This is a genomic window from Pseudomonas sp. PA-7-1E (assembly GCF_021605325.1).
In the GTDB taxonomy this organism is placed as follows: domain Bacteria; phylum Pseudomonadota; class Gammaproteobacteria; order Pseudomonadales; family Pseudomonadaceae; genus Aquipseudomonas; species Aquipseudomonas fluorescens_BV.
This window is the reverse complement of record NZ_WKFA01000075.1, coordinates 1-24,674: the sequence shown is the minus strand read 5'-3', so window position 1 is coordinate 24,674 and position 24,674 is coordinate 1. Positions and strand designations below refer to the sequence as shown.

Sequence of the window (24,674 nt, the reverse complement as noted above, 5' to 3'; positions counted from 1 at the left end):
TTTTGGCTTCGATGAACTGAAGCAACTTGCTGCCGAAAACTGCATAACTCATTGTTTAACAAGGAGTTTTCCGTTTCGACTGCGCCGGAAGTGGGGCGAATTATAGGCTTCCAGAATCTGCCGTCAAGGCTTAATTACGCTTTTGTGGCAGAAGGCGCTTTTTTAGCAATAAGGCGAGGGATTCGACGCATTACCGGCGGCACCCGCATCAACAGAAGTAGCGCACCTATAGAAGCGTAGATAGCCCACTCCTTCAGATCCGCCCGCACTATCCATAGCATGTGCAGCAAACCGAGCCCAAGAATCACATAGACCAGACGATGCAGCTTCTTCCAGCGACTACCCAACCGACGCTGGCTATAGCGGTTCGACGTAACGGCCAACATAAGGAGAGCAACAAACCCCAGCGCCCCCACAATGATGTAGGGCCGCTTGCTCAACTCTACGCCGAGCTGCGACCAATCCAGCCCCAGGACAAACACACAATAGGCCGCCAGGTGCAGCACAACATAAGCAAAGCACCACAGCCCCAACTGTCGTCGCACTGCTATCCACCCCGCCCAACCGCTCAACTTCTGCAGCGGCGTCATAGCAAGCGTGATCAGCAATAAAATGAGCGTCCCCAAACCCAGGCGATCAACGAGCACCTTGCCTGGATCTGGCCCCAGCGCAGAACTCCATGCTTCATACAGCCAGAGCAATGGCCACACTGCTGCGGCTACAAACACGCCGATGCGCCAGATGGGATAGCGCATCAGTAGTTCTTCCGCAGATCGAGGCCTGTATATAAAGAAGCGACCTCATCCGAATAGCCATTGAACATCTGCGTCTCGCGCACATTCGGACTAAACAGGCCGCTCGGCAGACGGCGCTCCCGCGCCTGGGTCCAGCGCGGGTGATCGACCGTAGGATTCACATTCGCATAAAACCCATACTCATCAGATGCAATACTCTGCCAGGTCGTTTTCGGCTGCTCACTGACCAGACTGATACGCACGATGGACTTCACACTCTTGAAGCCATACTTCCACGGCACCACCAAGCGCAACGGTGCACCGTTCTGGTTAGGCAACTCCCGCCCGTACATGCCCACAGCGAGGATCGCCAACGGATTCATCGCCTCATCCAGGCGCAGCCCTTCCACATAAGGCCAATCGATCAAGCCGAAACTTGAGCGTTGCCCAGGCATGCTCTTGGGATCCTGAAGGGTTTCAAAACGGATGTACTTGGCTTTGGAGGTTGGCTCGACCTGCTTGAGCAACGCCGAGATGGGAAAGCCTATCCACGGAATCACCATGGACCATGCCTCGACGCAACGCAGGCGGTAGATGCGCTCTTCCAGCGCATAGGGTTTCATGAAGTCCTCCAGGGCATAGCGCCCAGGTTTTGCGACTTCACCATCAATCACCACACTCCAGGGCTGCGTCTTGAGCGAGCCCGCATTCGTTGCCGGGTCGCCCTTGCCTGTCCCGAACTCATAGAAGTTGTTGTAGTGAGTTGCATCCTTGAATGGCGTGATGGCCTCATCTTTGACCGTCACCGACTGCCACTTCGCATTCGGAAGTTTTTCCGTAAACCAGTTGGGCGCACTGCCCGGCTCGACGTCGGCATACCGCGAAGCATCGCCGGCACTGGCCCAACGCGGCAAGCTGCTGGCGGCAACACCGGCAAGCGCACCACCGAGCAGGCTGCGGCGAGAGAGATAGAAAGATTCAGGCGTGACATCCGATTCGTGACAATCGGACGCTTTGGGTAATTTGATTAACATGGTAACTCCGCAGCGTTGGAGAACTGATGCACCAATAGACTGCGGAGTATGGGGGAAATTACATTAAGACAATGTTTTGTCCCGACGCAGACGCAACAAGTACTGAATCGGGCCAGAAGCCGCATAGGCCAGGAACGCCAGCAGCAGGATACGCGGTGGATCACTGAACACGACCGCGAACACCAGCACCACCACAAGGATGGCCACGAAAGGCACGCGCCCCTTGAGGTCAAATTCCTTGAAGCTGTTGTACTTGATGTTGCTGACCATCAGCATGCCGGCCGCTGCCACCATCAGGGCAACCAGGAACGACATCTTCGATCCCTGAATCCCGTAGTCACTGAACGCCCATACAATCCCCGCGACAACACCCGCCGCTGCCGGGCTGGCAAGGCCGATGAAGTAGCGCTTGTCGGCAGTCCCTACCTGGGTGTTGAAGCGCGCCAGGCGCAAAGCGGCACCCGCGACATAGATGAAGGCAACCATCCAGCCGACCTTGCCCATGTCACCCAATGCCCAGGCAAACGCCAGCAGTGCGGGGGCAACACCAAAGGCAACCATGTCCGACAACGAGTCGTACTCGGCGCCAAAAGCACTTTGAGTATTGGTCATACGCGCCACGCGACCATCCAGGCCGTCGAGCACCATGGCCACGAAAATTGCGATAGCAGCAAAGCCAAAGTATTTGCTGGCACTCGCCGCATCACCCGCCGCCAGCGCGCTCTGGGCACTCATGGAGTTGATGATGGAGTAGAAGCCGGCGAACAGATTCGCCGTGGTGAACAGGTTGGGCAGCAGATAGATGCCACGATGCCGGACCTTGCGGCCTTCGGCGTCATGCCCTTCTTCGACATGTTCATCAATCGGCAGCATGCTTTCGGCGTCGGAAGCCTGGTTTGGCTCTTCGGGACGTTCGCTCATGGACTTTACCTTGCAACGGTGTGAAAAAATTCGACAGATACTTGCAGCGAGTGTTCGCCTGCAAACGATGCAGCTTTATACCAGAACCAACCCCTCAAACGAAAAAACGCGGCCTAAGCCGCGTTTTCCCTTGATGCGTACGACTTAGTTCTTGGCTTTGTCGACGATCTTGTTGGCACCGATCCACGGCATCATGGAGCGCAGTTGCTCGCCGATGACTTCGATACCGTGAGCGGCGTTATTACGACGCTTGGCGGTCATCGAAGGGTAGCCGGTAGCGCCTTCGCTGATGAACATTTTGGCGTATTCGCCGTCCTGAATACGTTTCAGGGCGTTGCGCATGGCCTGACGGGACTCGGCGTTGATCACTTCCGGACCGGTCACGTACTCGCCGTACTCGGCGTTGTTGGAGATCGAGTAGTTCATGTTGGCGATACCGCCTTCGTACATGAGGTCAACGATCAGCTTGAGTTCGTGCAGGCATTCGAAGTAGGCCATTTCCGGCGCGTAGCCAGCTTCAACCAGGGTTTCGAAACCAGCTTTTACCAGCTCAACGGTACCGCCGCACAGAACGGCTTGTTCGCCGAACAGGTCGGTTTCGGTCTCGTCCTTGAACGTGGTTTCGATGATGCCGGTACGACCGCCACCCACGCCAGCAGCGTAGGACAGTGCAACGTTCTTGGCATTGCCCGACGCATCCTGGTAGATCGCGATCAGGTCAGGGATACCGCCGCCTTTGATGAACTCGGAACGCACGGTGTGGCCCGGTGCTTTCGGCGCGATCATGATCACGTCGAGGTCAGCGCGCGGCACGACCTGGTTGTAGTGAATCGCGAAGCCGTGGGAGAAGGCCAGGGTAGCGCCCTTCTTGATGTTCGGCTCGATTTCGTTCTTGTACAGCGAGGACTGGAACTCGTCCGGGGTCAGGATCATGACCAGGTCGGCAGCCGCAACAGCAGAAGCAACGTCGGTCACTTTCAGGCCATGGGCTTCAGCCTTGGCGACAGTGGCCGAGCCTTTACGCAGGCCAACGGTCACGTCAACGCCGGAATCTTTCAGGTTGCACGCTTGAGCGTGACCCTGGGAACCGTAGCCGATGATGGCGACTTTCTTGCCCTGGATGATCGACAGGTCACAATCTTTATCGTAATAAACTTTCATGAGGTTCCTCTATATATCCAGGCCGTAAGGCCATTCGCTAATTGGGTTAGATGCTGAGTACTTTGTCGCCACGGGCAATCCCGGTGACACCACTGCGTACAGTTTCCAGAATCGAGGCCGTCCCGATCGACTGGATGAAGCTGTCCAGTTTGTCGCTGGTACCGGTCAGTTGAACGGTATAAACGCTGGCGCTCACATCGACGATCTGCCCGCGATAAATATCGGTAGTGCGCTTGATCTCGGCACGCTGGGCGCCAGTGGCCTTGACCTTGACCAGCATCAGTTCGCGCTCGATGTGAGCGCTTTCCGACAGGTCGACCAGCTTGACCACTTCGATCAGCTTGTTGAGGTTCTTGGTGATCTGCTCGATCACCTCATCGTGGCCTACGGTGGTCAACGTCAGGCGCGACAGGGTCGGGTCTTCGGTCGGGGCCACGGTCAGGCTTTCGATGTTGTAGTTGCGTTGCGAAAACAGGCCGACAACACGAGACAGAGCGCCGGGTTCGTTCTCCAGAAGCAGGGAGATAATATGCCGCATGATTAAGTACGCTCCGTCTTGTTCAGCCACATGTCGCGCATAGAGCCGTCTTTGATCTGCATCGGGTAGACGTGCTCGCTGGTATCCACCTGAATATCGATGAACACCAGGCGGTCCTTCATGGCGAACGCTTCTTCCATCTTCGGCTTCAGATCTTTCAAATCAGTGATGCGAATGCCGACGTGGCCATAGGCTTCAACCAACTTGATGAAATCCGGCAACGATTCCATGTAGGAATGGGAGTGACGGCTACCGTAGCTCATGTCCTGCCATTGACGAACCATGCCGAGCACGCCGTTGTTCAAGCAGACGATCTTCACGGGAAGACCGTATTGCAGGCACGTCGACAGCTCCTGGATGTTCATCTGGATGCTGCCTTCGCCGGTGACGCAGGCAACGTCGGCATCCGGGAAGCTCAGTTTCACCCCCATGGCCGCAGGGAAACCAAAGCCCATCGTGCCGAGGCCACCGGAGTTGATCCAGCGGTTAGGCTTGTCGAACTTGTAGTACTGCGCCGCGAACATCTGGTGCTGGCCCACGTCGGAGGTCACAAAGGCGTCGCCCTTGGTCACTTCGCACAGGGTTTCGATCACGGTTTGTGGCTTGATGATGCTGCCGTCGCCCTTGTCATAAGGGAACAGGCCACGATCACCGCGCCATTCGTCGATCTGCTTCCACCAGCTGGCAACGGACTCCTTGTTCGGCGTTTCGCCGATGTCCTTGAGTGCAGCGACCATTTCGGTCAGTACACTTTCTACAGGCCCCACGATTGGCACATCGGCCTTGATGGTCTTGGAGATGGACGCCGGGTCGATGTCGATGTGGATGATCTTGGCATTCGGGCAGAATTTGCTCGCGCCGTTGATCACTCGGTCATCGAACCGCGCGCCCACGGCGAGGATCACATCGGCGTGGTGCATGGTGAGGTTGGCGGTGTAGCTGCCGTGCATGCCGAGCATGCCGACAAACTGACGGTCCGAACCCGGGAATGCGCCGAGGCCCATCAGGGTGTTGGTCACCGGCAGGTTGAGCAGCTTGGCCAGTTCGGTGAGTGGCGCGGAACCGCCGCCCAGAATCACGCCACCGCCGGAGTACAACACGGGGCGCTTGGCCGCCAGGAGCATTTCTGCCGCCTTGCGGATCTGCCCCGAGTGCCCACGGACGGCCGGACTGTAGGAACGCAGCTTGGCTTTCTTGGGAAAAACGTATTCGAATTTTTCGGCCGGGTTGGTCATGTCTTTCGGGATATCGACCACCACAGGGCCCGGGCGACCGGACTGTGCGAGGTAAAACGCCTTTTTCATGACTTCCGGGATTTCCGACGCGTGCTTGATCATGAAGCTGTGTTTCACGATCGGGCGGGAAATACCGATCATGTCGGTTTCCTGGAAAGCGTCGGTGCCGACCATGGTGCTAGGCACCTGGCCAGAGATGATCACCATCGGGATGGAGTCCATATACGCAGTCGCGATGCCGGTGATGGCATTGGTTGCGCCTGGGCCGGAGGTTACCAGTACCACGCCGGCTTTACCGGTGGCACGGGCGTAACCGTCAGCCATATGGGTCGCGGCCTGTTCGTGGCGAACCAGGATGTGGGTAACAGCCGGTTCCTTGAACAGTGCGTCGTAGACATGCAGCAGAGCACCACCTGGGTACCCGTAGATATAGTCGACGCCTTCGTCACGCAAAAAGCGGACGAGCATCTCACCGCCAGATAAAAGCTCCACGTTGTTCACCTCTAAAACGCCAGAATACCGTCCGTTAAAAAACCGACGGGTCTTAATAGGTTTACTTCTCAACAGAGCATGAGCGACGGTGGTCGCCGACTACGTCAGCACTGACTGAGCAAGTATTGGGATCGTCCCAAGTGTTGCGGGCTTTTCCCACCCAGCGCGAGGTAACGCGTTGCGGGTGTTACAGGTCGGCGCGGATGTGCGCCTCATGATCTGCTGAGCGGGCCTGCTTCTGGCAGTCCCGATACAGCGGACTTTGGATTCTTCTGTTTCACGCCCTTCAAGTCAAGCAATAATTGCGCTTTTTTCCAACTAAGCGCATGAGAACGCAGAAGAAAGGGCTTTGAGGAGGGATAAAACTCGCCTGAATGTCGTCAAGCGGTAGAAATGTGCGCAAGACTGCCGGAAAAACCGGCAGTCAGGCAATTAACGAGCGTCGGCGATCAATTGATCGAACTTTTTCAGCGCGTTACGCAAGCCGAGGCTCTCCCGCGGCCGGTCGGCGTAGACCATCTCGGCCATTTCCAGGATCCCCGACGCATTCGGCAAGGGCAGGTCCTGTTCCAGGATCTGCTTCATACGCGCGAGGAAGATCCACTGCAGCCACTGGTGGAAGTCCAGAGTATCGACAGAAAAAGGTTCGACACTGCTGAGGGCTTCAACACTGGGGGATACTTCATCCCACCAGCCCTGAACGCGCAGTTCGCGCTCGATCAACAATAACTGCTCGGCAATCGCGGGAAAACGCGCATCCATCAGAGGCTGACCTTGGCTTTTTGCCGCGCCTGGGCGGCACCCGCTGCATCGCCCTGGGCGGCACGCGCATCCCCGATCAAGGCCCACAGGCTGGCTTGCAGGTCTGGGCGCCCATTGGCCAGGCTCAGGCCACGGCGAGCGAATTGCTCCGCCTGGGGCGCATCGCCCTGAGCCATGCGCACCTGGGCCAGGCGATAGAGCACTTGTGGCTCACGCGGCGCCACGCGCTGGGCACGTTCAAGGCTCGACGAGGCGCCATTCAAATCGCCACCCGCCTGCTGCTGCTGAGCGGTGGTGAGCAACGCCAGCACCGGGCCATCAAGTTGTTCGTCCGCCGACAACCCGCCCGCACTGGACGATGACGGAATACCGCTCGGCGTCGAAGGCATGTTGTAGGTGCCCTGATTGACCGGCGCGGTTTGAATCGGCGTGGAGTTCACCGGCCCGGAAGTGCTTGGGCCTGGGGTCCATGGCTCGGCACTGATAGGCGCCGAGGTTGCAGCCCCACTGCCGGGCACCATCACTACGACGCCGGAATCCTGGGGAATTGCCTGGGTTGCAGCTTGGGCAGGCCGTTTGACCACGGTCTGACGGAAGCCGCCATTGGCCGAAATGCGGTCGTTATTGGAAACGGACGTGCTTGAGTCCACCACAGGGATAGAGCCGCGCTGCACGCTGGAGCAACCGCCGAGCAAAACCAGAGCCGTAATTGCTGGAATCCACAACTTGTTCACTTGAAACCCTCTTTGCTTAATTCATCCAGCCCTTGACCCAATCCATCACCGATTCCGCGTCAGCAGGTGTACTGCCACCGCACGCGGCACCGGGTGGTGGTTCGCTGCCGCGAATATACGGCATCTGCACCGCGCCCGGACAGTTGGCATCGGAGCCTTGGCCGGTGTGCGGATCAATCCAGGCCTGCACAATATTGTCCGGCTGCGGCATGTTGAGCGGCAACGGGTCAGCCTTGCGCATGAAACTGGTCCATACCTGCAGCGCGCCGGTGGCACCGGTGAACGGCGTCTTGCCATTGTCGTCGCGCCCCAGCCATACCACGGCCAGTACATCCTGGCCGAACCCTGCGAACCAGCTGTCGCGGGAGTCGTTGCTGGTACCGGTCTTGCCCGCCAGGGTCAGGTTCGACGGCAGCACGCTGTAGACCGAACGCCCGGTACCCTCGCGCATCACGCGCTGCATGGCGTTCTGGATCAGGTAGATGGAGCCCGCGTCGAAGCGCTGCTGAATCTGGAACGGGTAACGCTTGAGCGGTTCGCCATCGGCGGTCAGCACACTGCGAATACCGCGCATCGGCGTATTGAAGCCACCATTGGCCAGGGTCTGGTACATGGTGGTCACTTCCATCGGCGTCATGGCCGCAGCGCCCAGGAGCATGGACGGGAACGCCGGGAATTCACGTTCGACTCCCAGTCGCGCCAGAGTCTTCAGCACGTTCGGCACACCCACTTCAAGCCCCAGACGCGAGGTCGAGATGTTGTAGGAATGCGCCAATCCTTGATACAGGAACACCGTGCCATGGGAACGACGGTCGAAGTTCTTGGGCGTCCATACCTGGCCATCCGCGCCTTTGATCGACAGCGGGTCATCGGACAGCCAACTGGTCAGCGTGTACTTGCTGGGTTTTTCCAGTGCAGTGAGATAAACCGCAGGCTTGACCAGCGAGCCAATTGGCCGCACGGCATCCAGTGCGCGGTTGAAACCGGCGAAACTGGCCTGGCGGCTGCCGATCATGGCCTGGACCTCCCCGGTTTCCGGGTTGGTCACGACCATGGCGGCTTCGACTTCATCCGAGCCTTTACGGCCAGTCAGGCGCTTGAAGGTGTCGTTGACCGACGCTTCGGCCTTCATCTGCAGGATAGGGTCGAAGCTGGTGAAAATCCGCAGCCCCTCTTCGGTCAAGTCTTCGTCGCGGTAGTCTTCGCGCAGTTGGCGCTTGACCAGGTCGATAAAGCCCGGGAATGAGCTATCCGCCAGCTTGCCGCGGGTTGTCACACCCAGTGGCATTTTCTTGGCAGCGGCCACTTGCTCAGCGGTGGCGACACCCTGCTGCTCCAATACATCGAGCACCAGGTTGCGACGTTCAAGCGCACGCTCCGGGTTGCGGCGCGGGTTGTAATAGGACGGCCCCTTGACCATCCCCACCAGCAACGCAACCTGATGCAATTTCAACTCGGACAACGGCTGCCCGAAGAAGAACTGGCTGGCCAGGCCGAAACCGTGCACGGCGCGCTGGCCATCCTGACCGACGAATACCTCGTTGAGGTAAGCCTCGAGGATTTCCTGCTTGCTGTAATGCAGCTCCAGCAACATCGCCATCATGGCTTCGGTGAGTTTACGGGTCAGGCTGCGTTCGTTGGTCAGGTAGAAGTTCTTGACCAGTTGCTGGGTCAGCGTACTGCCGCCCTGGGTCATCTTGCCGCCGGACGTGTTGACCCAGATAGCACGGGCGATCGACTTCGGCGACACACCCCAGTGGCTATAGAAATCGCGGTCTTCGACAGCGACTAGGGTTTCGAGCAGATACGGCGGTACCTGATCGAGCTTGATCAGGATGCGATCTTCAAGATTTTTCGGGTAAATACCGCCGATCAGCAACGGTTCAAGACGCACCACCGGCAGCTTGGAGCCATTGAGCGACGACAGCTCAGCCACATAGTCGCCAGAGAAACGCACGCGCACCGGCTGGGCTTTTTCCAGGCCTTCGTAGAACTGGAAGCCACGGGTGTTCAGGTCGACGGTATTACCGCTGACCGCCGCAGCGCCAGGGCCATTGCTCACGGGTTCGCGGCGGTAGCCCAGCGCATCGAGCTCGGTAAGGAAGTCTTCCTTGCTCAGCTTCTGACCAGAGAACAGCTCCAGCGGGCGTGCATACACCTTGGCCGGAATCGTCCAGCGCTTGCCGGAGAATTTTTCCTGCACCACGGCATCGAGGTACACCGCAAGGCCGGCGACCGCCACAAGGCCCACAAGGCCAAGCTTGATCACCCAGCCCAGCCAAGGGCGCGGGCCGCGGGAAGGAGGTTTTTTACGGGAACGGGGAGATCGGGTTCGAGTCATGGCGGCGGATTATACGCACTTTATTGATGATCAACATGAGCCGGACAGCGGTTTGCACGACTGGCATCAGCAGCCATAATGCCCCCCATGATTTTCCCCCGACTTTGAAGGATCGCCCGTGAGCCAGACCCTGATCGCTGCCCTGCAAAACCCGGCCTTGTACTCTCATCCGGTTGACGCGTTTCAAGTCATCGAGACCCATATTTCCTGGGTGATACTGACGGGCCCCTATGCATATAAGCTGAAGAAACCGATGAACTTCGGCTTCCTGGACTTCACCAATCTGGACGACCGCGGGCATTTCTGCCACGAGGAACTGCGCCTCAACCAGCGCCTGACCGAAGATTTGTATCTTGAAGTGTTGCCGATTACCGGCACTGCCGAGGCGCCGCAACTGGGTGGCGATGGCCCGGCCATCGAGTACGCGCTGAAAATGCGCCAGTTCCCGCAAAGCCAGATGCTCAGCACCCTGCAAGCCAACGGCGAACTGACCAGCGCGCACATCGATGAGATGGCCAAGCAGATTGCGCAATTCCACCTCAGCGCCCCCAAAGTCCCGCAAGATCACCCCGCCGGCACGCCGGAAGAGGTGATGGCTCCGGTACGCCAGAACTTTGACCAGATCCGCCCGTTCCTCAGCGACAAGGCCGACCTGACTCAGCTGGAGGCTCTGCAAGCCTGGGCTGAAAGCAGCTTCGAACGCCTCAAGCCTTTGCTTGCGCAGCGCAAGCTCGATGGCTATACCCGCGAATGCCACGGCGACATTCACCTGGGCAACGCCACGCTGATCGATGGCCGCGTGGTGATCTTCGACTGCATCGAGTTCAACGAGCCTTTCCGCTTTACCGACGTGTACGCCGACACCGCTTTTTTGGCGATGGACCTGGAAGATCGTGGCCTGAAATGCCTGGCACGGCGCTTCATAAGCCAGTATTTGGAGCTGACCGGCGACTACCAGGGCCTGGAGCTTCTGAACTTCTATAAAGCCTACCGTGCATTGGTACGCGCCAAGGTTGCGCTGTTCAGCATGCCCAGCGAAGCCAACCCGGTGCAACGCGCTACCACCCTGCGCCAGTACCGCAACTACGCCAACCTGGCGGAAAGCTACAGCACTATCCCTTCGCGCTTCCTGGCAATCACCCATGGCGTTTCAGCCGTGGGCAAGAGCCACGTGGCCATGCGCCTGGTCGAAGCCCTGGGCGCGGTACGCCTGCGTTCGGATGTAGAGCGCAAGCGCCTGTTTGGCGAACAACAGGTAGAGAACACCCTGCAGGCCGGTATCTACAATCAGGACGCCAGCGCTGCCACCTACGCACGCCTGAACGAGATTGCCGACACCGTGCTGCGCGCCGGCTACCCGGTGGTGCTGGATGCCACTTTCCTGAAACGCGCACAGCGTGAGGCCGCCGCTCAGGTTGCCGAAGCCACTGGGGCGCCGTTCCTGATCCTCGACTGCAACGCCCCGCAAGCCGTTATCACCAGTTGGCTGGCACAACGCCAGGCGGATAAAAACGATCCGTCTGACGCCACACTGGCCGTTATCGAAGAACAACAAGCCAGTCGTGACCCGCTGACGGCCGAGGAGCTGCTGCTCAGCAAGCGTGTGGAGACCAATGAAAGCGGGACGCTCGACGCGTTGGTCGGGCATATCCGTCAACACCTGCCGGGCCTGTAAGAAATATTTCTTGGTCGCGTCGTCGTCTTCGGCGCGCGACCCAGCGATAGTGGCACTATAATGGCTCTATAACGCCAACCAGAGTCGCGATCATGAGTCAGCCAAAGCTTCTTGATACCCCGCTCTACGCCTTCCTGCACAAGGACGACATCCGCGGCTTCAACCAGGAGCGCCCTGAAAATGGCCCCATCGACATGCGCGGTGGCGACTTTCGAGGGCTGGACCTGCGCGACCTGAACGCCACCGGTATTGACTTCACCGACGCCTATTTTCGCTCTGCCGACCTGCGCGGCCTGGACTTGCGTGGCTGCTCACTGGAAGGCGCCAGCCTGGCCCATGCGCAGATATCGGGGGCTTATTTCCCGCCCGAACTCACGGCTGACGAAATACTCATGTCGGTCAATTTCGGTACTCGCCTACGCTACCGCACCAAGTAACCCCACACACCGAGTTCCTGCCACATCCCCTGCCTGCCGGGCACTTTGCGCCTGCCTGCGAGTAAGCGCCGTCGCGCCATCCTTATAATCTTTTCAGGCCTTTCTGACCAAAGAACCACGCTTTTCCTACTGAACGCTACACTCATTTTCAGGCTGCCTGGTCACGACACCCACCGCACCATTCGCCAACGCAAGGAGGCTTGATGAACGATGAGCTGCAACACCTGAAAAACCTTGGCAAGACGTCAGCGCAGTGGCTGCATGCGGTGGGCATCCACAGCGCGTCCGACTTGCGTCGCCTGGGGGCGGTCGACGCGTACCGAGCCGTGCGCACGCGCGGGTTTCGAGCTTCGAAGGTTCTGCTGTATGCCATTGAAGGGGCATTGATGGATGTGCACTGGAACGACATACCTACCGAGCGCAAGGAGGCCTTGAACCGTCAGTTGGAAGCGCTCTCAGTGCATCAGAAGAACTAGAGTGGCACTCAAACCCAGTGTTTACGGGCATTACAAACGAGCGTTTGAGAAAAATGGATGAAGCAGAAAAACAAATGTTGACTCTCAAATGAGAATCGTTATGATTATCACAACTGGTCGCGAGATCAGCCGATAACTGAAAGACCATTGGTTCGGACTCTCAGATTATCTCCTCATCAGGCTAATCACGGTTATTTGACCCGGCTCTTGCCGGGTCTTTTTTTGCCCGCGAATTAACCGGCCTCAGCGCGCAATGATCAACGGATGCCCACGCTCCGGATGCGGCTGTACCAATACATCCAGACCGAATACAGCCTTGAGCGGCTCTGGTTGCAGGACGTTAGAGGGCGTATCCAGCGCGTGGGGGCGGCCGTTTTCCAGCAACAGGATCCGGTCGCAGTAACGCGCCGCCAGGTTCAAGTCATGCAGGATGACCAGCACCGCAGCGCCTCTGTCGGCAAAATGCCGGATAGCTTGCAAGGTGGTGTGTTGGTGCAGAGGGTCGAGCATCGATGTGGGCTCATCCAGCAGCAACGTCTGCCCTGCCTCACCCGGCCATAACTGCGCCAATACCCGTGCCAGGTGCACACGCTGCCGCTCGCCGCCCGACAAGGCCAGGTAACTGCGGCCACTCAGGTGGCCTACATCAGCAGCCTGCAGCGCCGCGTTGATGATTTCGTCGTCGCGCACTCGCCCGGTCTGATGAGGCAAGCGGCCCATGCCCACCACCTCTTCGACACGAAAGGCAAAGTCCAGGGTGGAGGATTGTGGCAGCACCGCCAGGCGCTGAGCACGTTGCACACCTGTCATGTGCTTGAGCGCCTGCTGATCCAGCCACACCTTGCCCTGATCCGGCTGCAGCTCCCCGCACAGCGCCCCAAGCAAGGTACTTTTACCGGCGCCATTGGGGCCCAGCACGCCCAGCACTTCGCCCGGCAATAGGTCCAAGGTGACATCGGCCAGCACGGTCTTACCACCGCGCCGGATCTGCAACGCTTCTACCCGCAACATCAGGCGCGCCCTCGTAATAATAAATAGAGGAAAAACGGCGCACCGATAAACGCAGTGACAATACCGATCGGCAGCTCCGCCGGCGCCAACGCCAGACGCGCCACCAAATCAGCAAACAACAGCAGGCTCGCACCCGCCAGCACTGAAGCCGGCAACAATACCCGATGGTCCGGGCCCGCCAGCAGCCGCACCAGATGTGGCACCACCAACCCGACAAAACCAATCATGCCCGCCGCTGCTACTGCGGCGCCAACGCCCAGGGCCGTGCAGAACACCAACTCGCGCTTGAGCCCCTCGACATCAATACCCAGATGGTTGGCCTCGGACTCACCCAGCAACAACGCGTTCAGCGCCTTGGCCCGGCGCGGTAACCACAGCGCCACCCCTGCACTCACCAGCAGCAAGGGCCACAACCGCGAATAACTTGCGCCATTGAGGCTACCCAGGTTCCAGAACGTCAGGGTGCGCAAGGTGGCATCGTCCGCCAGATAGGTAAACAGGCCCACGGTCGAACTGGCCAGGGCCGTCAGCGCGATACCGGCAAGCAACATCGTCGCGACATTGGTCTGGCCATTGCGACGCCCCAGGCGATAGACCAGTGCCGTGACGCCCAGGCCACCGAGAAATGCGCACAGCGACAACAGATACGGCCCGAAAGCATCCGGCAGCCCGCCAAAGAGCGAGCCACCGACAATCGCCACCGCCGCTCCCAGCGCCGCCCCGCTGGACACGCCGACTAAGCCAGGGTCGGCCAGCGGGTTGCGGAACAACCCCTGCATCGCCACGCCCGACAACGCCAGCACACCGCCGACCGCCAGCCCCAACAGGGTCCGCGGCAGGCGAATCTGCCCCAGGATCAACTCGGCCTGCTCCAACCCCTGGGCCTCAATCGGTACGCCCATCAGCCTTAACGCAGCCCTGAGGGTGTCCACTAACGGCAGGCTGACCGGCCCCAGTGCCAATGAGAGCCAGATCGCCAATACACACAGCAGCGATAGCCCGATAAACAGCGTTTTTGGCTTAACCAGAGTGGTCATGGAGCAGGCTTAGGCTGGGACGGATAAAAACCGGCAGACAGTTTCTCCAGGCTTTGCGGCAATCGGGGCCCAAGGCCGCCTACCAGCAAGGTCGGATCCAACTCAAACACGCGGCCACTCTTGGCTGCCGGCGTAGAGGCAAGGATCGGGTTTTCTTTGAACAAGGCTGCGCGCGCCGCGTCACCGGTCAGGGCGCGATCAGCAAATACCAGCACCTCAGGGCTCAACCCTGCCAGCGATTCGACGGAAAACGGCTTGTATCCCACATGCGTGGCGAGATTACGCCCCCCAGCCTGCTGCAACATCCAATCAGCGGCGGTGTCCTTGCCCGCGATCAGCGGCTTGCCACCGGCATGGCCGAGCAGCAATAGCACGCCTGGAGCCTTTTGCGTGGCCTGGGCCTTGGCCACCCAATTTTTTTGCTGTACCAACGCATGCTCATACCCGGCAAACAAGGCATTAGCCTGGGCCTCACTGCCGAGCAGTTTCCCCAAGTGTGCAAGGTTGCCTTTGAGCGTGGGCAAATCCGGCTGGGCCGAGAACATCTCCACCTGCACCCCTGCACTGCGAATCTGCGCCAGCACCGGCGGTGGCCCCATTTCCTCCGTGCCCACAAGGATTTGCGGGCGCAGGCTGAGAATGCCTTCGGCCGACAACTGCCGCTGGTAACCAATGCTCGGCAAGGCCTTGAGCGAGGCGGGATGCTGAGTGGTGGTATCCACCCCGACCAACTTCGCTTCACCGCCCATGGCCACCACCCACTCCGACAGCGCCCCACCGGCACTCACCCAGCGTTGCGGCAGTTCAGAGGCGTGCGCCCCAGGGTTGACCAGCAGTGAGGCAACAAGCGCAATAGCGCTGGTACTCAGGCGCATAACAGGGTTTCCTTCCTAGGGCAGGGCCACTCAAGCACTCATTGATGTGACAGATAACTCCTGCCAGGCATCGTATTGAGCACCCAGTCAGCTGACGGGCGAAGCGGGCATTTGATAATTGTTTGCATTTGAACGTCAAGGCACTTAAGGATTGAAATGAAGTTTCTCTGCACCTCAGGCGACCTCGCCCCCAACAGCAGCCGCGGTTTTGATATCGATGGACACAGGCTGTTGGCGGTGCGTCGGGACGGCATTGCGTACTTCTATCTCAACCGCTGCCCCCATCGTGGTATCCCGCTGGAATGGCAACCTGATCGCTTCCTCGACGACAGCGCCAGCCTGATCCAATGCGCCACCCATGGCGCATTGTTTCTGATTGAAAGCGGCGAGTGCATCGCCGGGCCCTGCGCAGGCCAACACCTCACTGCCCTGCCCGGCCGTGAAGACGAACAAGGATTGTGGGTCGATCTCTAATCGCCCAGCAGCACTTTCAGCCGACGCTCGACGTAAATCTCCTGAGGCGTGACCCGTACGCCGTAGGCCAGCACCTCCACACCTGCGGCCTTGGCCTCACGTAGCGCGGTCGCATAACCAGCGTCGATTTCCACAGCCGGGCGCACCGTGTCGATCCCCGACAGGTTCACGCAATACAGCTGCACCGCCCGTATACCGTCGCGCGCCAGGTGGGCCAGCTCACGCAAGTGCTTGGCACCGCGCTGCGTCACCGCATCGGGGAAAGCCGCCACTGAGCTGCCATCAAAGCCCAGGGTGACGCTTTTGACCTCGACAAACGCAGCGCCCTGAGGGTAATCCAGGCGAAAGTCGATGCGGCTTTTCTCCTGGCCATAAGGCACCTCACGCTTCAACGCAGTAAAGCCGTTGAGCTCAGTGATCACACCGGCCAGCAAGGCTTCTTCCACCAACTGGTTGGCACGCGCGGTGTTGACGCACGCCAGCCGGCCCTGGGGCGTTTCGGCAATTTCCCACGTGCCAGGCAGCTTGCGCTTGGGATCCGTAGAACGGCTGAACCAGACCTGGCCACCTTCGACCATGCAGTTGAGCATCGAACCGGTGTTAGGGCAGTGAATGGTGAGTAACTCGCCGGTAACGGTTTCGATATCGGTGAGAAAACGCTTGTAGCGGCGGATCAGCCGCCCTTCTTCAAGAGGAGGATTAAAACGCATCAGCCTTGCCAACTCCGCAAACCACGGGCAATCCGCTCCACCGCTTCTTGCAGCCGATCGAGGTTTTGCGTGTAGGCAAAACGCACATGGTGCCCCGCCTGGTAGCGACCGAAATCCAACCCGGGCGTAAAGGCCACATGCTCGGTTTCGAGGAAATGACGGCAAAACGCGAAGGCATCGCCGCCGAACGCGCTGATATCGGCATACAGATAAAAGGCTCCCTCGGGCTCCACGGCGATACCGAACCCCAGCTCACGCAGAGCCGGCAGCAGGAAGTCTCGGCGGCGACCAAATTCGGCACGGCGCTGCTCCAGAATCTCCAGAGTTTGCGGGGTGAAACAAGCCAAGGCGGCATGTTGGGCCATGCTTGGCGCACTGATGTAGAGGTTCTGCGCCAACTTCTCCAACTCACCCACCGCTTCAGGGGGCGCCACCAGCCAACCGAGGCGCCAGCCGGTCATGCCGAAATACTTCGAAAAACTATTCAGGACAAAGGCGTCATCATCGACTTCCAGCACGCTGGCGGCGTCGGTGCCGTAGGTGAGTCCGTGATAAATCTCGTCGACCACCAGGTGACCGTTGCGCGCCTTGATGGCGCCCGACAGCCCAGCCAACTCGTCCCGGGTGAGGATCGTGCCGGTGGGGTTGGCGGGCGACGCCACCAGTGCGCCGACACTGTCCTGGTCCCAATGCCTGGCCACCAGATCGGCGGTCAACTGGTAGCGTACGTCTGGTCCGACCGGCACCAACTGCGCCGCGCCTTCCACAAGGCGCAGGAAGTGTCGGTTGCAGGGGTAGCCTGGGTCCGCCAGCAGCCAGTGCTTACCCGGATCCACCAGCAAGCTGCTGGCCAGCAATAACGCGCCGGAGCCACCGGGGGTGACCAGGATGCGCTGCGGGTCGATGCTCAAACCGTAGCGTTGCTGGTAGAAACCACTGATGGCTTCGCGCAACTCCGGCAAGCCACGGGCGGCGGTGTAGCGCGTCTTACCGTTTGCCAACGCGGCTTGGCCGGCCTGGATGATCGGTTCGGCGGTGGTGAAGTCAGGCTCGCCGATTTCCAGGTGGATCACGTCGTGACCGGCGGCCTGCAGCTCATTGGCACGCGCCAGTAACGCCATGACATGAAAAGGTTCGATGGCGCGACTACGCGCACTGTAGGGCTGAGCCATTAGCCTTCCTTAGACGGTGAGGACAAAATCTGGATTCTACCGAACCCTCACGGTAAAACATGCTCTATTGCCTGATTGGGGCTGCAAGTGCACCCTGCGCGCGCTCGTAAAACAGCTAAAATCAACATTCGAGGCGATACATACCCAGTCATGGCGGGCTGCTGCAGTTTGCAACCCCTTTGCCTTGGGCCTCGACAACCGGGAGTAGCGCACCCTGAATCTATCTGGTAAGTTCGCCCGCTTGCAGCCGCAGGGCCGGCAGGTGTCGGTGACGTTGCAATCCTGCGCAATGGATTAGAAGAGTGAGAGGCGGTCTATTCATGTCCACCCAAGCAAAGCAACAGCAGACTCAAGGCCTCGGCGGCTTCGAACCCTATGTCGAAAAAAAGGGCGAGGAGTACATGGGCGAGCCCATGCGCGAGCACTTCACCAAGATCCTCAACAAGTGGAAACAGGACTTGATGCAGGAAGTCGACCGTACGGTTGACCATATGAAGGATGAAGCGGCCAACTTCCCTGACCCGGCCGATCGCGCCAGCCAGGAAGAAGAGTTCGCCCTCGAACTGCGCGCCCGCGATCGCGAGCGCAAGTTGATCAAGAAGATCGACAAGACCCTGCAGCTGATCAAAGACGAAGAATACGGCTGGTGTGAATCCTGCGGCGTCGAAATCGGTATTCGCCGACTGGAAGCCCGTCCAACCGCGGACCTGTGCGTAGACTGCAAGACCTTGGCTGAAATCAAGGAAAAACAGGTCGGCAAGTAACTTTGCCGAGCTGAACGAATGGAGCGTGCGAACGCTCCATTTTTGTTTCTGGCGTTTACCGGTTATGCAGTAGTATCCGGGCCATGACAGCCTCTACCTATATTGGGCGTTTCGCCCCCACACCCAGCGGCCATTTGCACTTCGGTTCCCTGGTTGCCGCCCTCGCCTCCTACCTCGATGCACGCGCCCACCACGGCCGTTGGTTGATGCGCATGGAAGACCTTGACCCTCCCCGTGAAGAGCCCGGCGCTCAGGCGGCGATCCTGCATGCGCTGGAAAGCTATGGCTTTGAATGGGATGGCGAACTGGTTCGCCAGAGCGAGCGGCATGATGCCTACGCTAAAGTGCTCAACGACCTGTTCAACCACGGCCTGGCCTACGCCTGCACCTGCTCGCGCAAGCAATTGGAGCCCTACAACGGGATTTACCCAGGCTTGTGCCGCAATGCCGGCCACGAACAGCAGGATGCCGCGATCCGCCTGCGCGTGCCCGAGTTGGAATATCACTTTGTCGACCGCGTCCAGGGCGAGTTCCGGCAACATCTGGGGCGCGATGCCGGCGACTTCATCATTCGTCGGCGCGATGGCCTCTACGCCTACCAACTGGCGGTGGTGCTCGACGACGCCTGGCAAGGTGTAACCGATATCGTACGCGGCGCCGACCTGCTCGACTCCACGCCGCGCCAGCTTTACTTGCAAGAACTGCTCGGCCTGCGCCAACCCCGTTACTTGCACGTGCCGCTGATCGTGCAGCCAGACGGCAACAAGCTGGGCAAGTCCTACCGCTCTCCACCGTTGACAGCCGACCAGGCCACGCCTTTGCTGCTCAGAGCGCTGCGTGCCCTTGGCCAACAGCCCGACGCGCAGTTGCAGTACGCCAGCCCACGAGAACTGCTGGATTGGGGCATTGCACACTGGGACGCCACCCGCATCCCACGCACACTGACCCTGGCCGAAGCGCAATTGAGTTGAAGGCGCTTGCAGGTTGCCCATCATCCGTTAACATCGCGGCAGATTTTTAATCAGAGGCCAACATGTACATCTATCGTTTGGTCCTGCTGCTGGTCGTCGGGATCTACCTGTTCTCCCCCGCCATCATGGATTGGTGGATCGACGCCACGGGCGCCTGGTATCGCCCTTATCTGCTATGGCTGATCCTGATCGTCGTGACCTTCATCCTGCAGAGCCAAAAAGATGCCGATGAGCTTTAGTCTCACCCAGATGCTGCTGATCAGCGCCGCCTACCTGGCTGCGTTATTCGGCGTGGCCTGGATCAGTGAGCGCGGAATGATTCCGCGGGCGATCATTCGCCATCCGCTGACCTACACCTTGTCCCTGGGCGTCTACGCCAGTGCCTGGGCGTTCTACGGCACGGTTGGGCTGGCCTATCAGTACGGCTACGGCTTTCTCTCCAGTTACCTGGGGGTGTCCGGCGCGTTCCTGCTGGCGCCGGTGCTGCTGTATCCGATCCTGAAAATCACCCGGACTTACCAACTGTCCTCCCTGGCAGACCTGTTTGCCTTTCGCTTTCGCAGCACCTGGGCCGGCGCGCTGACCACCATCTTCATGTTGATCGGCGTGCTGCCGTTGCTGGCCCTGCAGATCCAGGCGGTGGCCGACTCCATCAGCATCCTGACTCGCGAGCCCGTGCAACATCGGGTTGCCCTGGCGTTCTGCGCGCTGATCACCTTGTTCACCATCTTCTTTGGTTCGCGCCATATCGCCACCCGTGAGAAACACCAGGGCCTGGTGTTTGCGATTGCCTTTGAGTCGGTCATCAAGCTGATCGCCATCGGCGGCGTCGGCCTTTACGCGCTTTACGGTGTGTTCGACGGGCCGCAACAGCTGGAGCTGTGGCTGCTGCAAAACCAGACCGCCCTCGCCGCCTTGCATACGCCATTGCAGGAAGGCCCATGGCGAACGCTGCTGCTGGTGTTCTTCGCCTCGGCGATCGTGATGCCGCACATGTACCACATGACCTTCACCGAGAACCTCAACCCGCGCTCGCTGGTCAGCGCCAGCTGGGGCTTGCCGCTGTTCCTGTTGCTGATGAGCCTGGCGGTGCCGCTGATCCTGTGGGCCGGCCTGAAACTGGGGGCCACCACCAACCCTGAGTATTTCACCCTGGGCATCGGTATTGCCGCCAACAGCCCGGCTCTGGCGCTGCTGGCCTATGTCGGGGGGTTGTCGGCCGCCAGCGGGTTGATCATCGTCACCACGCTGGCACTCTCAGGCATGGCGCTCAACCACTTGGTACTGCCGCTGTACCAGCCGCCAGCCGAGGGTAATATCTACCGTTGGTTGAAATGGACCCGACGCGCGCTGATCGTCGCGATCATCATGGCCGGCTACGCGTTTTATCTGCTGCTGGGCGCCGGGCAAGACCTGGCCAACCTCGGCATCGTCGCGTTTGTCGCCACCTTGCAGTTCCTGCCGGGCGTGTTGTCGGTGCTGTACTGGCCGACCGCCAATCGCCGTGGCTTTATTGCCGGGCTGCTGGCCGGGATCCTGGTGTGGACCGTGACCATGCTGCTACCGCTGGTCGGCAACTTGCAGGGCTTCTATATCCCGTTACTGAACATGATTAACGTGCTGGACGACACCAGTTGGCACATGGCTGCCATCGCCTCGCTGGCCGCCAACGTACTGATGTTTACCCTGATCTCGCTGTTCACCAACGCCAGCGCCGAAGAAACCAGCGCCGCCGAAGCCTGCGCGGTGGATAACGTGCGCCGCCCGCAACGCCGCGAACTGCATGCGGCCTCGCCCCAGGAGTTCGCCACACAACTGGCCAAGCCCCTGGGTGCCAAGGCCGCACAAAAGGAAGTTGAACAGGCGCTGCGCGACCTCTACCTGCCATTTGACGAGCGCCGCCCCTATGCCCTGCGCCGCCTGCGTGACCGTATCGAAGCCAACCTGTCCGGGTTGATGGGGCCGAGCGTGTCCCAGGACATGGTGGAAACCTTCTTGCCCTACAAGGCCGGTGGCGAAAACTACGTCACCGAAGACATCCACTTCATCGAAAGCCGGCTTGAGGATTACCACTCGCGCCTCACGGGCCTGGCGGCCGAACTCGATGCCCTGCGCCGTTACCACCGCCAGACTCTGCAGGAACTGCCGATGGGCGTGTGTTCCCTGGCCAAGGACCAGGAAATCCTGATGTGGAACAAGGCCATGGAAGAACTCACCGGCATCGCCGCCCAGCGGGTGGTGGGTTCGCGCCTCAATACCCTGGGCGATCCCTGGAAAGAGCTGCTGCAGGGTTTCATCAACCTGCCAGACGAGCACTTGCACAAACAGCACTTGGCCCTCGACGGCCAGACCCGCTGGCTCAACTTGCACAAAGCGGCCATCGACGAGCCCCTGGCGCCGGGTAACAGCGGCCTGGTGCTGCTGGTAGAAGATTTGACCGATACACAGATGCTCGAAGACAAGCTGGTGCACTCCGAACGCCTGGCCAGCATTGGGCGCCTGGCCGCCGGCGTGGCTCATGAAATCGGTAACCCGATCACCGGTATCGCCTGCCTGGCGCAAAACCTGCGGGAAGAGCGTGAAGAAGACGGGGAAATCACCGAAATCAGCGGGCAAATCCTTGAACAGACCAAGCGGGTTTCACGCATCGTCCAGTCGTTGATGAGCTTTGCCCACTCCGGCGCCCATCAGAATCAGGACGAAGCGGTGTGCCTGGCCGAAGTGGCCCAGGATGCCATTGGGCTGTTGGCCTTGAACCGGCGCAATTTCGAAGTACAGTTCTTTAACCTGTGCGACCCGGACCATTGGGTCGATGGCGACTCACAACGCCTGGCCCAGGTGCTGATCAACCTGCTGTCCAACGCCCGCGACGCGTCGCCGGCCGGCAGTGCTGTACGCGTCAAGAGCGAGGCTTTCGAGCACACGGTCGACCTGATCGTGGAAGACGAAGGCAGCGGCATTCCACAGAACATCATGGACCGATTGTTCGAACCCTTCTTCACCACCAAGGACCCCGGTGAAGGTACCGGTCTGGGCCTTGCACTGGTCTATTCCATCGTTGAAGAGCATTATGGACAAATCACCATCGACAGCCCGGCTGACACACAAAGCCAACGCGGCACCCGTATCCGGGTGACCTTGCCGCGTCATGTCGAAGCGACGTCCGCTGTGAACTGAGACCGTCGAGAGAATTGAATCAATGCCGCACATTTTGATCGTCGAAGACGAAACCATTATCCGCTCTGCCTTGCGTCGCCTGCTTGAACGTAATCAGTACCAGGTCAGCGAAGCCGGCTCGGTGCAGGAAGCCCAAGAGCGATTCAGCATTCCCACGTTCGACCTGATTGTCAGTGACCTGCGCCTGCCAGGCGCCCCGGGCACCGAGCTGATCAAGCTGGGCCAGGGCACCCCGGTGCTGATCATGACCAGCTACGCCAGCCTGCGCTCGGCGGTGGACTCGATGAAGATGGGCGCGGTGGACTACATCGCCAAGCCTTTCGATCACGACGAGATGCTCCAGGCCGTGGCCCGCATCCTGCGTGATCGTGTGTCGGCCAGCAGTGCGCCTGCCGAGCCACGCCCCACCGGCAAGACCAGCGGCGCCGAAAAAACAGGTGCCAACAACAGCAATGGCGAGATCGGCATCATCGGCTCCTGCCCTCCGATGCAGGACTTGTACAGCAAGATCCGCAAGGTGGCGCCGACCGACTCCAATGTATTGATCCAGGGCGAATCGGGCACCGGCAAAGAACTGGTGGCCCGCGCCCTGCACAACCTGTCCAAGCGCGCCAAGGCGCCGATGATCTCGGTGAACTGCGCGGCGATCCCCGAATCCCTGATCGAATCCGAGCTGTTCGGCCACGAGAAAGGTGCATTCACCGGCGCCAGCGCCGGGCGTGCGGGCCTGGTGGAGGCCGCGGACGGCGGCACCTTGTTCCTTGATGAAATTGGCGAGCTGCCCCTGGAAGCCCAAGCGCGTTTGCTGCGCGTGCTGCAGGAAGGCGAAATTCGTCGCGTGGGTTCGGTGCAATCGCAGAAGGTCGATGTTCGATTGATCGCGGCGACACACCGAGACCTGAAGAGCCTGGCCAAGATCGGCCAGTTCCGTGAGGACTTGTATTACCGCCTGCATGTCATCGCGCTCAAATTGCCGGCCCTGCGCGAGCGTGGCGCCGACGTCAACGAAATCGCCAACGCGTTCCTGTTGCGTCAAGGCGCACGCATTGACCGCACCGACCTGAAGTTTGCCGCGGACGCCGAACAGGCGATCCGTCACTACTCGTGGCCAGGGAACGTGCGCGAGCTGGAGAACGCCGTCGAGCGCGCCGTGATTCTGTCGGAGAGCCCGGAGATTTCCGCCGAGTTGCTGGGCATCGACATTGAGCTCAGCGACCTGGATGACGACGACTTCATTGGTCTGTCCTCGCAGCAGGGCAGCGGTAGCAATACCAGCCATGAACCGACGGAAGATTTGTCACTGGAAGACTACTTCCAGCACTTCGTGCTCGAGCATCAGGACCATATGACCGAGACAGAGCTGGCACGCAAGCTGGGCGTGAGTCGCAAATGCCTGTGGGAACGGCGTCAGCGCCTGGGCATTCCGCGGCGCAAGACCGGGGTGGCCAGCGAAAGCTGAGGGTGCAGCCCCACAGGTAACACCTGCTGATGTGAAAAAACTGTTACCGCTGAATTTTCACGTAACAAAAGCCGGGGCTTACGGTAACGAAGCCCCGGCTTTTTTTTGGCCCTCAATCTGGCGAAACCAGTCCAAACCCCCGGTTTTGCTGGACGGCGCAAAAGTTGGCACGCACCCTGCTATATGCTTAGTACAAAAACAATAACAAGCTTTGTACAAGACAATAAAAATAAGACGAATCGACTCACGCATAACAAAAACAACACGGCGGAGGCGCAGCTAACTGATTCTTTTGGAGAGGCGTTGCATTTGGGGCTTGCCCCGCAACCAGGCCGAGAACAACAAAAACTGCCCTAAGGATGGTCTGAAGTAGCCCCTGTTTTCCGGCTACTTCGCCATCGACACTTTCAAAAAACGGTAGCCGCTCAAATCCCGGTCAAACCTGCCGTCTATTTCAGCCTTTTTTGCCGCTGCAAGCACCTCG

At 59.6% G+C, this 24,674-nt stretch carries 23 protein-coding genes; 9 read left to right on the top strand and 14 right to left on the bottom strand.

The features are described 5' to 3' along the window. Positions 1 to 134: 134 nt before the first annotated feature. The 9 genes from msrQ to mrcB form a co-directional block, all read right to left on the bottom strand. On the bottom strand, positions 135 to 755 hold the full coding sequence (gene msrQ, locus GIW79_RS27080) for a protein-methionine-sulfoxide reductase heme-binding subunit MsrQ (RefSeq protein WP_034127029.1): 621 nt from the start codon (positions 753 to 755) through the stop codon (positions 135 to 137). Further along, positions 755 to 1,768 carry a protein-methionine-sulfoxide reductase catalytic subunit MsrP gene (msrP, locus tag GIW79_RS27075; protein ID WP_054917937.1) on the bottom strand — a complete coding sequence of 338 codons (1,014 nt, stop codon included), beginning with the start codon at positions 1,766 to 1,768 and terminating at the stop codon, positions 755 to 757. Before msrP ends, msrQ begins: the two co-directional genes overlap by 1 nt. A 63-nt stretch (positions 1,769 to 1,831) precedes the next feature. Beyond that, the gene (gene pssA / locus GIW79_RS27070; protein ID WP_014719927.1) at positions 1,832 to 2,689 is read right to left on the bottom strand and encodes a CDP-diacylglycerol--serine O-phosphatidyltransferase; all 858 of its coding nucleotides are present in this window, start codon (positions 2,687 to 2,689) and stop codon (positions 1,832 to 1,834) included. 144 nt (positions 2,690 to 2,833) lie between these two features. Further along, on the bottom strand, positions 2,834 to 3,850 hold the full coding sequence (gene ilvC / locus GIW79_RS27065; RefSeq protein WP_054917939.1) for a ketol-acid reductoisomerase: 1,017 nt from the start codon (positions 3,848 to 3,850) through the stop codon (positions 2,834 to 2,836). Positions 3,851 to 3,896: 46 nt separating this feature from the next. Then, positions 3,897 to 4,388 (bottom strand): acetolactate synthase small subunit, encoded by a 492-nt coding sequence (gene ilvN, locus GIW79_RS27060; RefSeq protein WP_003176102.1) that lies wholly within the window; start codon positions 4,386 to 4,388, stop codon positions 3,897 to 3,899. A gap of 2 nt (positions 4,389 to 4,390) precedes the next feature. Continuing rightward, positions 4,391 to 6,115 (bottom strand): acetolactate synthase 3 large subunit, encoded by a 1,725-nt coding sequence (locus GIW79_RS27055; protein WP_014719928.1) that lies wholly within the window; start codon positions 6,113 to 6,115, stop codon positions 4,391 to 4,393. A gap of 432 nt (positions 6,116 to 6,547) precedes the next feature. Next, positions 6,548 to 6,877 (bottom strand): YqcC family protein, encoded by a 330-nt coding sequence (locus GIW79_RS27050; RefSeq protein ID WP_057975454.1) that lies wholly within the window; start codon positions 6,875 to 6,877, stop codon positions 6,548 to 6,550. Then, a complete protein-coding gene (locus tag GIW79_RS27045; RefSeq protein ID WP_034127026.1) occupies positions 6,877 to 7,611 on the bottom strand; it encodes a tetratricopeptide repeat protein in 735 nt (244 codons plus the stop codon). Before GIW79_RS27045 ends, GIW79_RS27050 begins: the two co-directional genes overlap by 1 nt. A 16-nt stretch (positions 7,612 to 7,627) precedes the next feature. After that, positions 7,628 to 9,952 carry a penicillin-binding protein 1B gene (mrcB, locus tag GIW79_RS27040; protein WP_034127025.1) on the bottom strand — a complete coding sequence of 775 codons (2,325 nt, stop codon included), beginning with the start codon at positions 9,950 to 9,952 and terminating at the stop codon, positions 7,628 to 7,630. Between the two features lie 118 nt (positions 9,953 to 10,070). On the opposite strand from mrcB, the gene GIW79_RS27035 reads away from it, so the two are divergent. From GIW79_RS27035 to GIW79_RS27025, 3 genes are all read left to right on the top strand, one after another. Continuing rightward, positions 10,071 to 11,627, top strand: a complete 1,557-nt coding sequence (locus GIW79_RS27035) for a bifunctional aminoglycoside phosphotransferase/ATP-binding protein (RefSeq protein ID WP_236455274.1) — start codon at positions 10,071 to 10,073, stop codon at positions 11,625 to 11,627. A gap of 92 nt (positions 11,628 to 11,719) precedes the next feature. Beyond that, on the top strand, positions 11,720 to 12,064 hold the full coding sequence (locus GIW79_RS27030; protein ID WP_034127023.1) for a pentapeptide repeat-containing protein: 345 nt from the start codon (positions 11,720 to 11,722) through the stop codon (positions 12,062 to 12,064). 203 nt (positions 12,065 to 12,267) lie between these two features. Next, positions 12,268 to 12,540, top strand: coding sequence for a TfoX/Sxy family protein (locus GIW79_RS27025; protein WP_057975457.1), 273 nt, complete (start codon positions 12,268 to 12,270; stop codon positions 12,538 to 12,540). Between the two features lie 243 nt (positions 12,541 to 12,783). Here the strand turns inward: GIW79_RS27025 and GIW79_RS27020 are convergent, their stop codons facing one another. From GIW79_RS27020 to GIW79_RS27010, 3 genes are read right to left on the bottom strand one after another with little or no spacing between them, the layout of a single operon-like run. Continuing rightward, positions 12,784 to 13,551 carry a heme ABC transporter ATP-binding protein gene (locus GIW79_RS27020; protein WP_200583797.1) on the bottom strand — a complete coding sequence of 256 codons (768 nt, stop codon included), beginning with the start codon at positions 13,549 to 13,551 and terminating at the stop codon, positions 12,784 to 12,786. Beyond that, positions 13,551 to 14,588, bottom strand: a complete 1,038-nt coding sequence (locus tag GIW79_RS27015; protein WP_057975459.1) for a FecCD family ABC transporter permease — start codon at positions 14,586 to 14,588, stop codon at positions 13,551 to 13,553. The genes GIW79_RS27020 and GIW79_RS27015 overlap by 1 nt, the downstream gene beginning before the upstream one ends. Then, entirely contained in the window at positions 14,585 to 15,463 is an 879-nt protein-coding gene (locus GIW79_RS27010; RefSeq protein ID WP_236455276.1) for a heme/hemin ABC transporter substrate-binding protein, read from the bottom strand. The genes GIW79_RS27015 and GIW79_RS27010 overlap by 4 nt, the downstream gene beginning before the upstream one ends. 156 nt (positions 15,464 to 15,619) lie before the next feature. Between GIW79_RS27010 and GIW79_RS27005 the strand changes: the two genes are divergently transcribed. Further along, positions 15,620 to 15,937, top strand: coding sequence for a Rieske (2Fe-2S) protein (locus tag GIW79_RS27005; RefSeq protein ID WP_034127019.1), 318 nt, complete (start codon positions 15,620 to 15,622; stop codon positions 15,935 to 15,937). Here the strand turns inward: GIW79_RS27005 and sfsA are convergent. Both sfsA and GIW79_RS26995 read right to left on the bottom strand, forming a co-directional pair. Beyond that, positions 15,934 to 16,647, bottom strand: coding sequence for a DNA/RNA nuclease SfsA (gene sfsA, locus GIW79_RS27000; protein ID WP_236455279.1), 714 nt, complete (start codon positions 16,645 to 16,647; stop codon positions 15,934 to 15,936). The genes GIW79_RS27005 and sfsA overlap by 4 nt on opposite strands. Further along, positions 16,647 to 17,819 (bottom strand): pyridoxal phosphate-dependent aminotransferase, encoded by a 1,173-nt coding sequence (locus tag GIW79_RS26995; RefSeq protein ID WP_054898029.1) that lies wholly within the window; start codon positions 17,817 to 17,819, stop codon positions 16,647 to 16,649. Before GIW79_RS26995 ends, sfsA begins: the two co-directional genes overlap by 1 nt. A 320-nt stretch (positions 17,820 to 18,139) precedes the next feature. On the opposite strand from GIW79_RS26995, the gene dksA reads away from it, so the two are divergent. From dksA to GIW79_RS26970, 5 genes are all read left to right on the top strand, one after another. Beyond that, complete coding sequence (gene dksA, locus GIW79_RS26990) at positions 18,140 to 18,583, top strand: RNA polymerase-binding protein DksA (protein WP_003194150.1); 444 nt, start codon at positions 18,140 to 18,142, stop codon at positions 18,581 to 18,583. 83 nt (positions 18,584 to 18,666) lie between these two features. Further along, entirely contained in the window at positions 18,667 to 19,554 is an 888-nt protein-coding gene (gene gluQRS, locus GIW79_RS26985) for a tRNA glutamyl-Q(34) synthetase GluQRS (RefSeq protein ID WP_034127016.1), read from the top strand. A gap of 62 nt (positions 19,555 to 19,616) precedes the next feature. Next, positions 19,617 to 19,793, top strand: a complete 177-nt coding sequence (locus GIW79_RS26980) for a hypothetical protein (RefSeq protein WP_003176118.1) — start codon at positions 19,617 to 19,619, stop codon at positions 19,791 to 19,793. Beyond that, entirely contained in the window at positions 19,777 to 22,731 is a 2,955-nt protein-coding gene (locus tag GIW79_RS26975) for a sensor histidine kinase (RefSeq protein WP_236455280.1), read from the top strand. The genes GIW79_RS26980 and GIW79_RS26975 overlap by 17 nt, the downstream gene beginning before the upstream one ends. A gap of 22 nt (positions 22,732 to 22,753) precedes the next feature. Beyond that, a complete protein-coding gene (locus GIW79_RS26970) occupies positions 22,754 to 24,190 on the top strand; it encodes a sigma-54-dependent transcriptional regulator (protein ID WP_236455281.1) in 1,437 nt (478 codons plus the stop codon). The last annotated feature ends 484 nt before the right edge of the window (positions 24,191 to 24,674 follow it).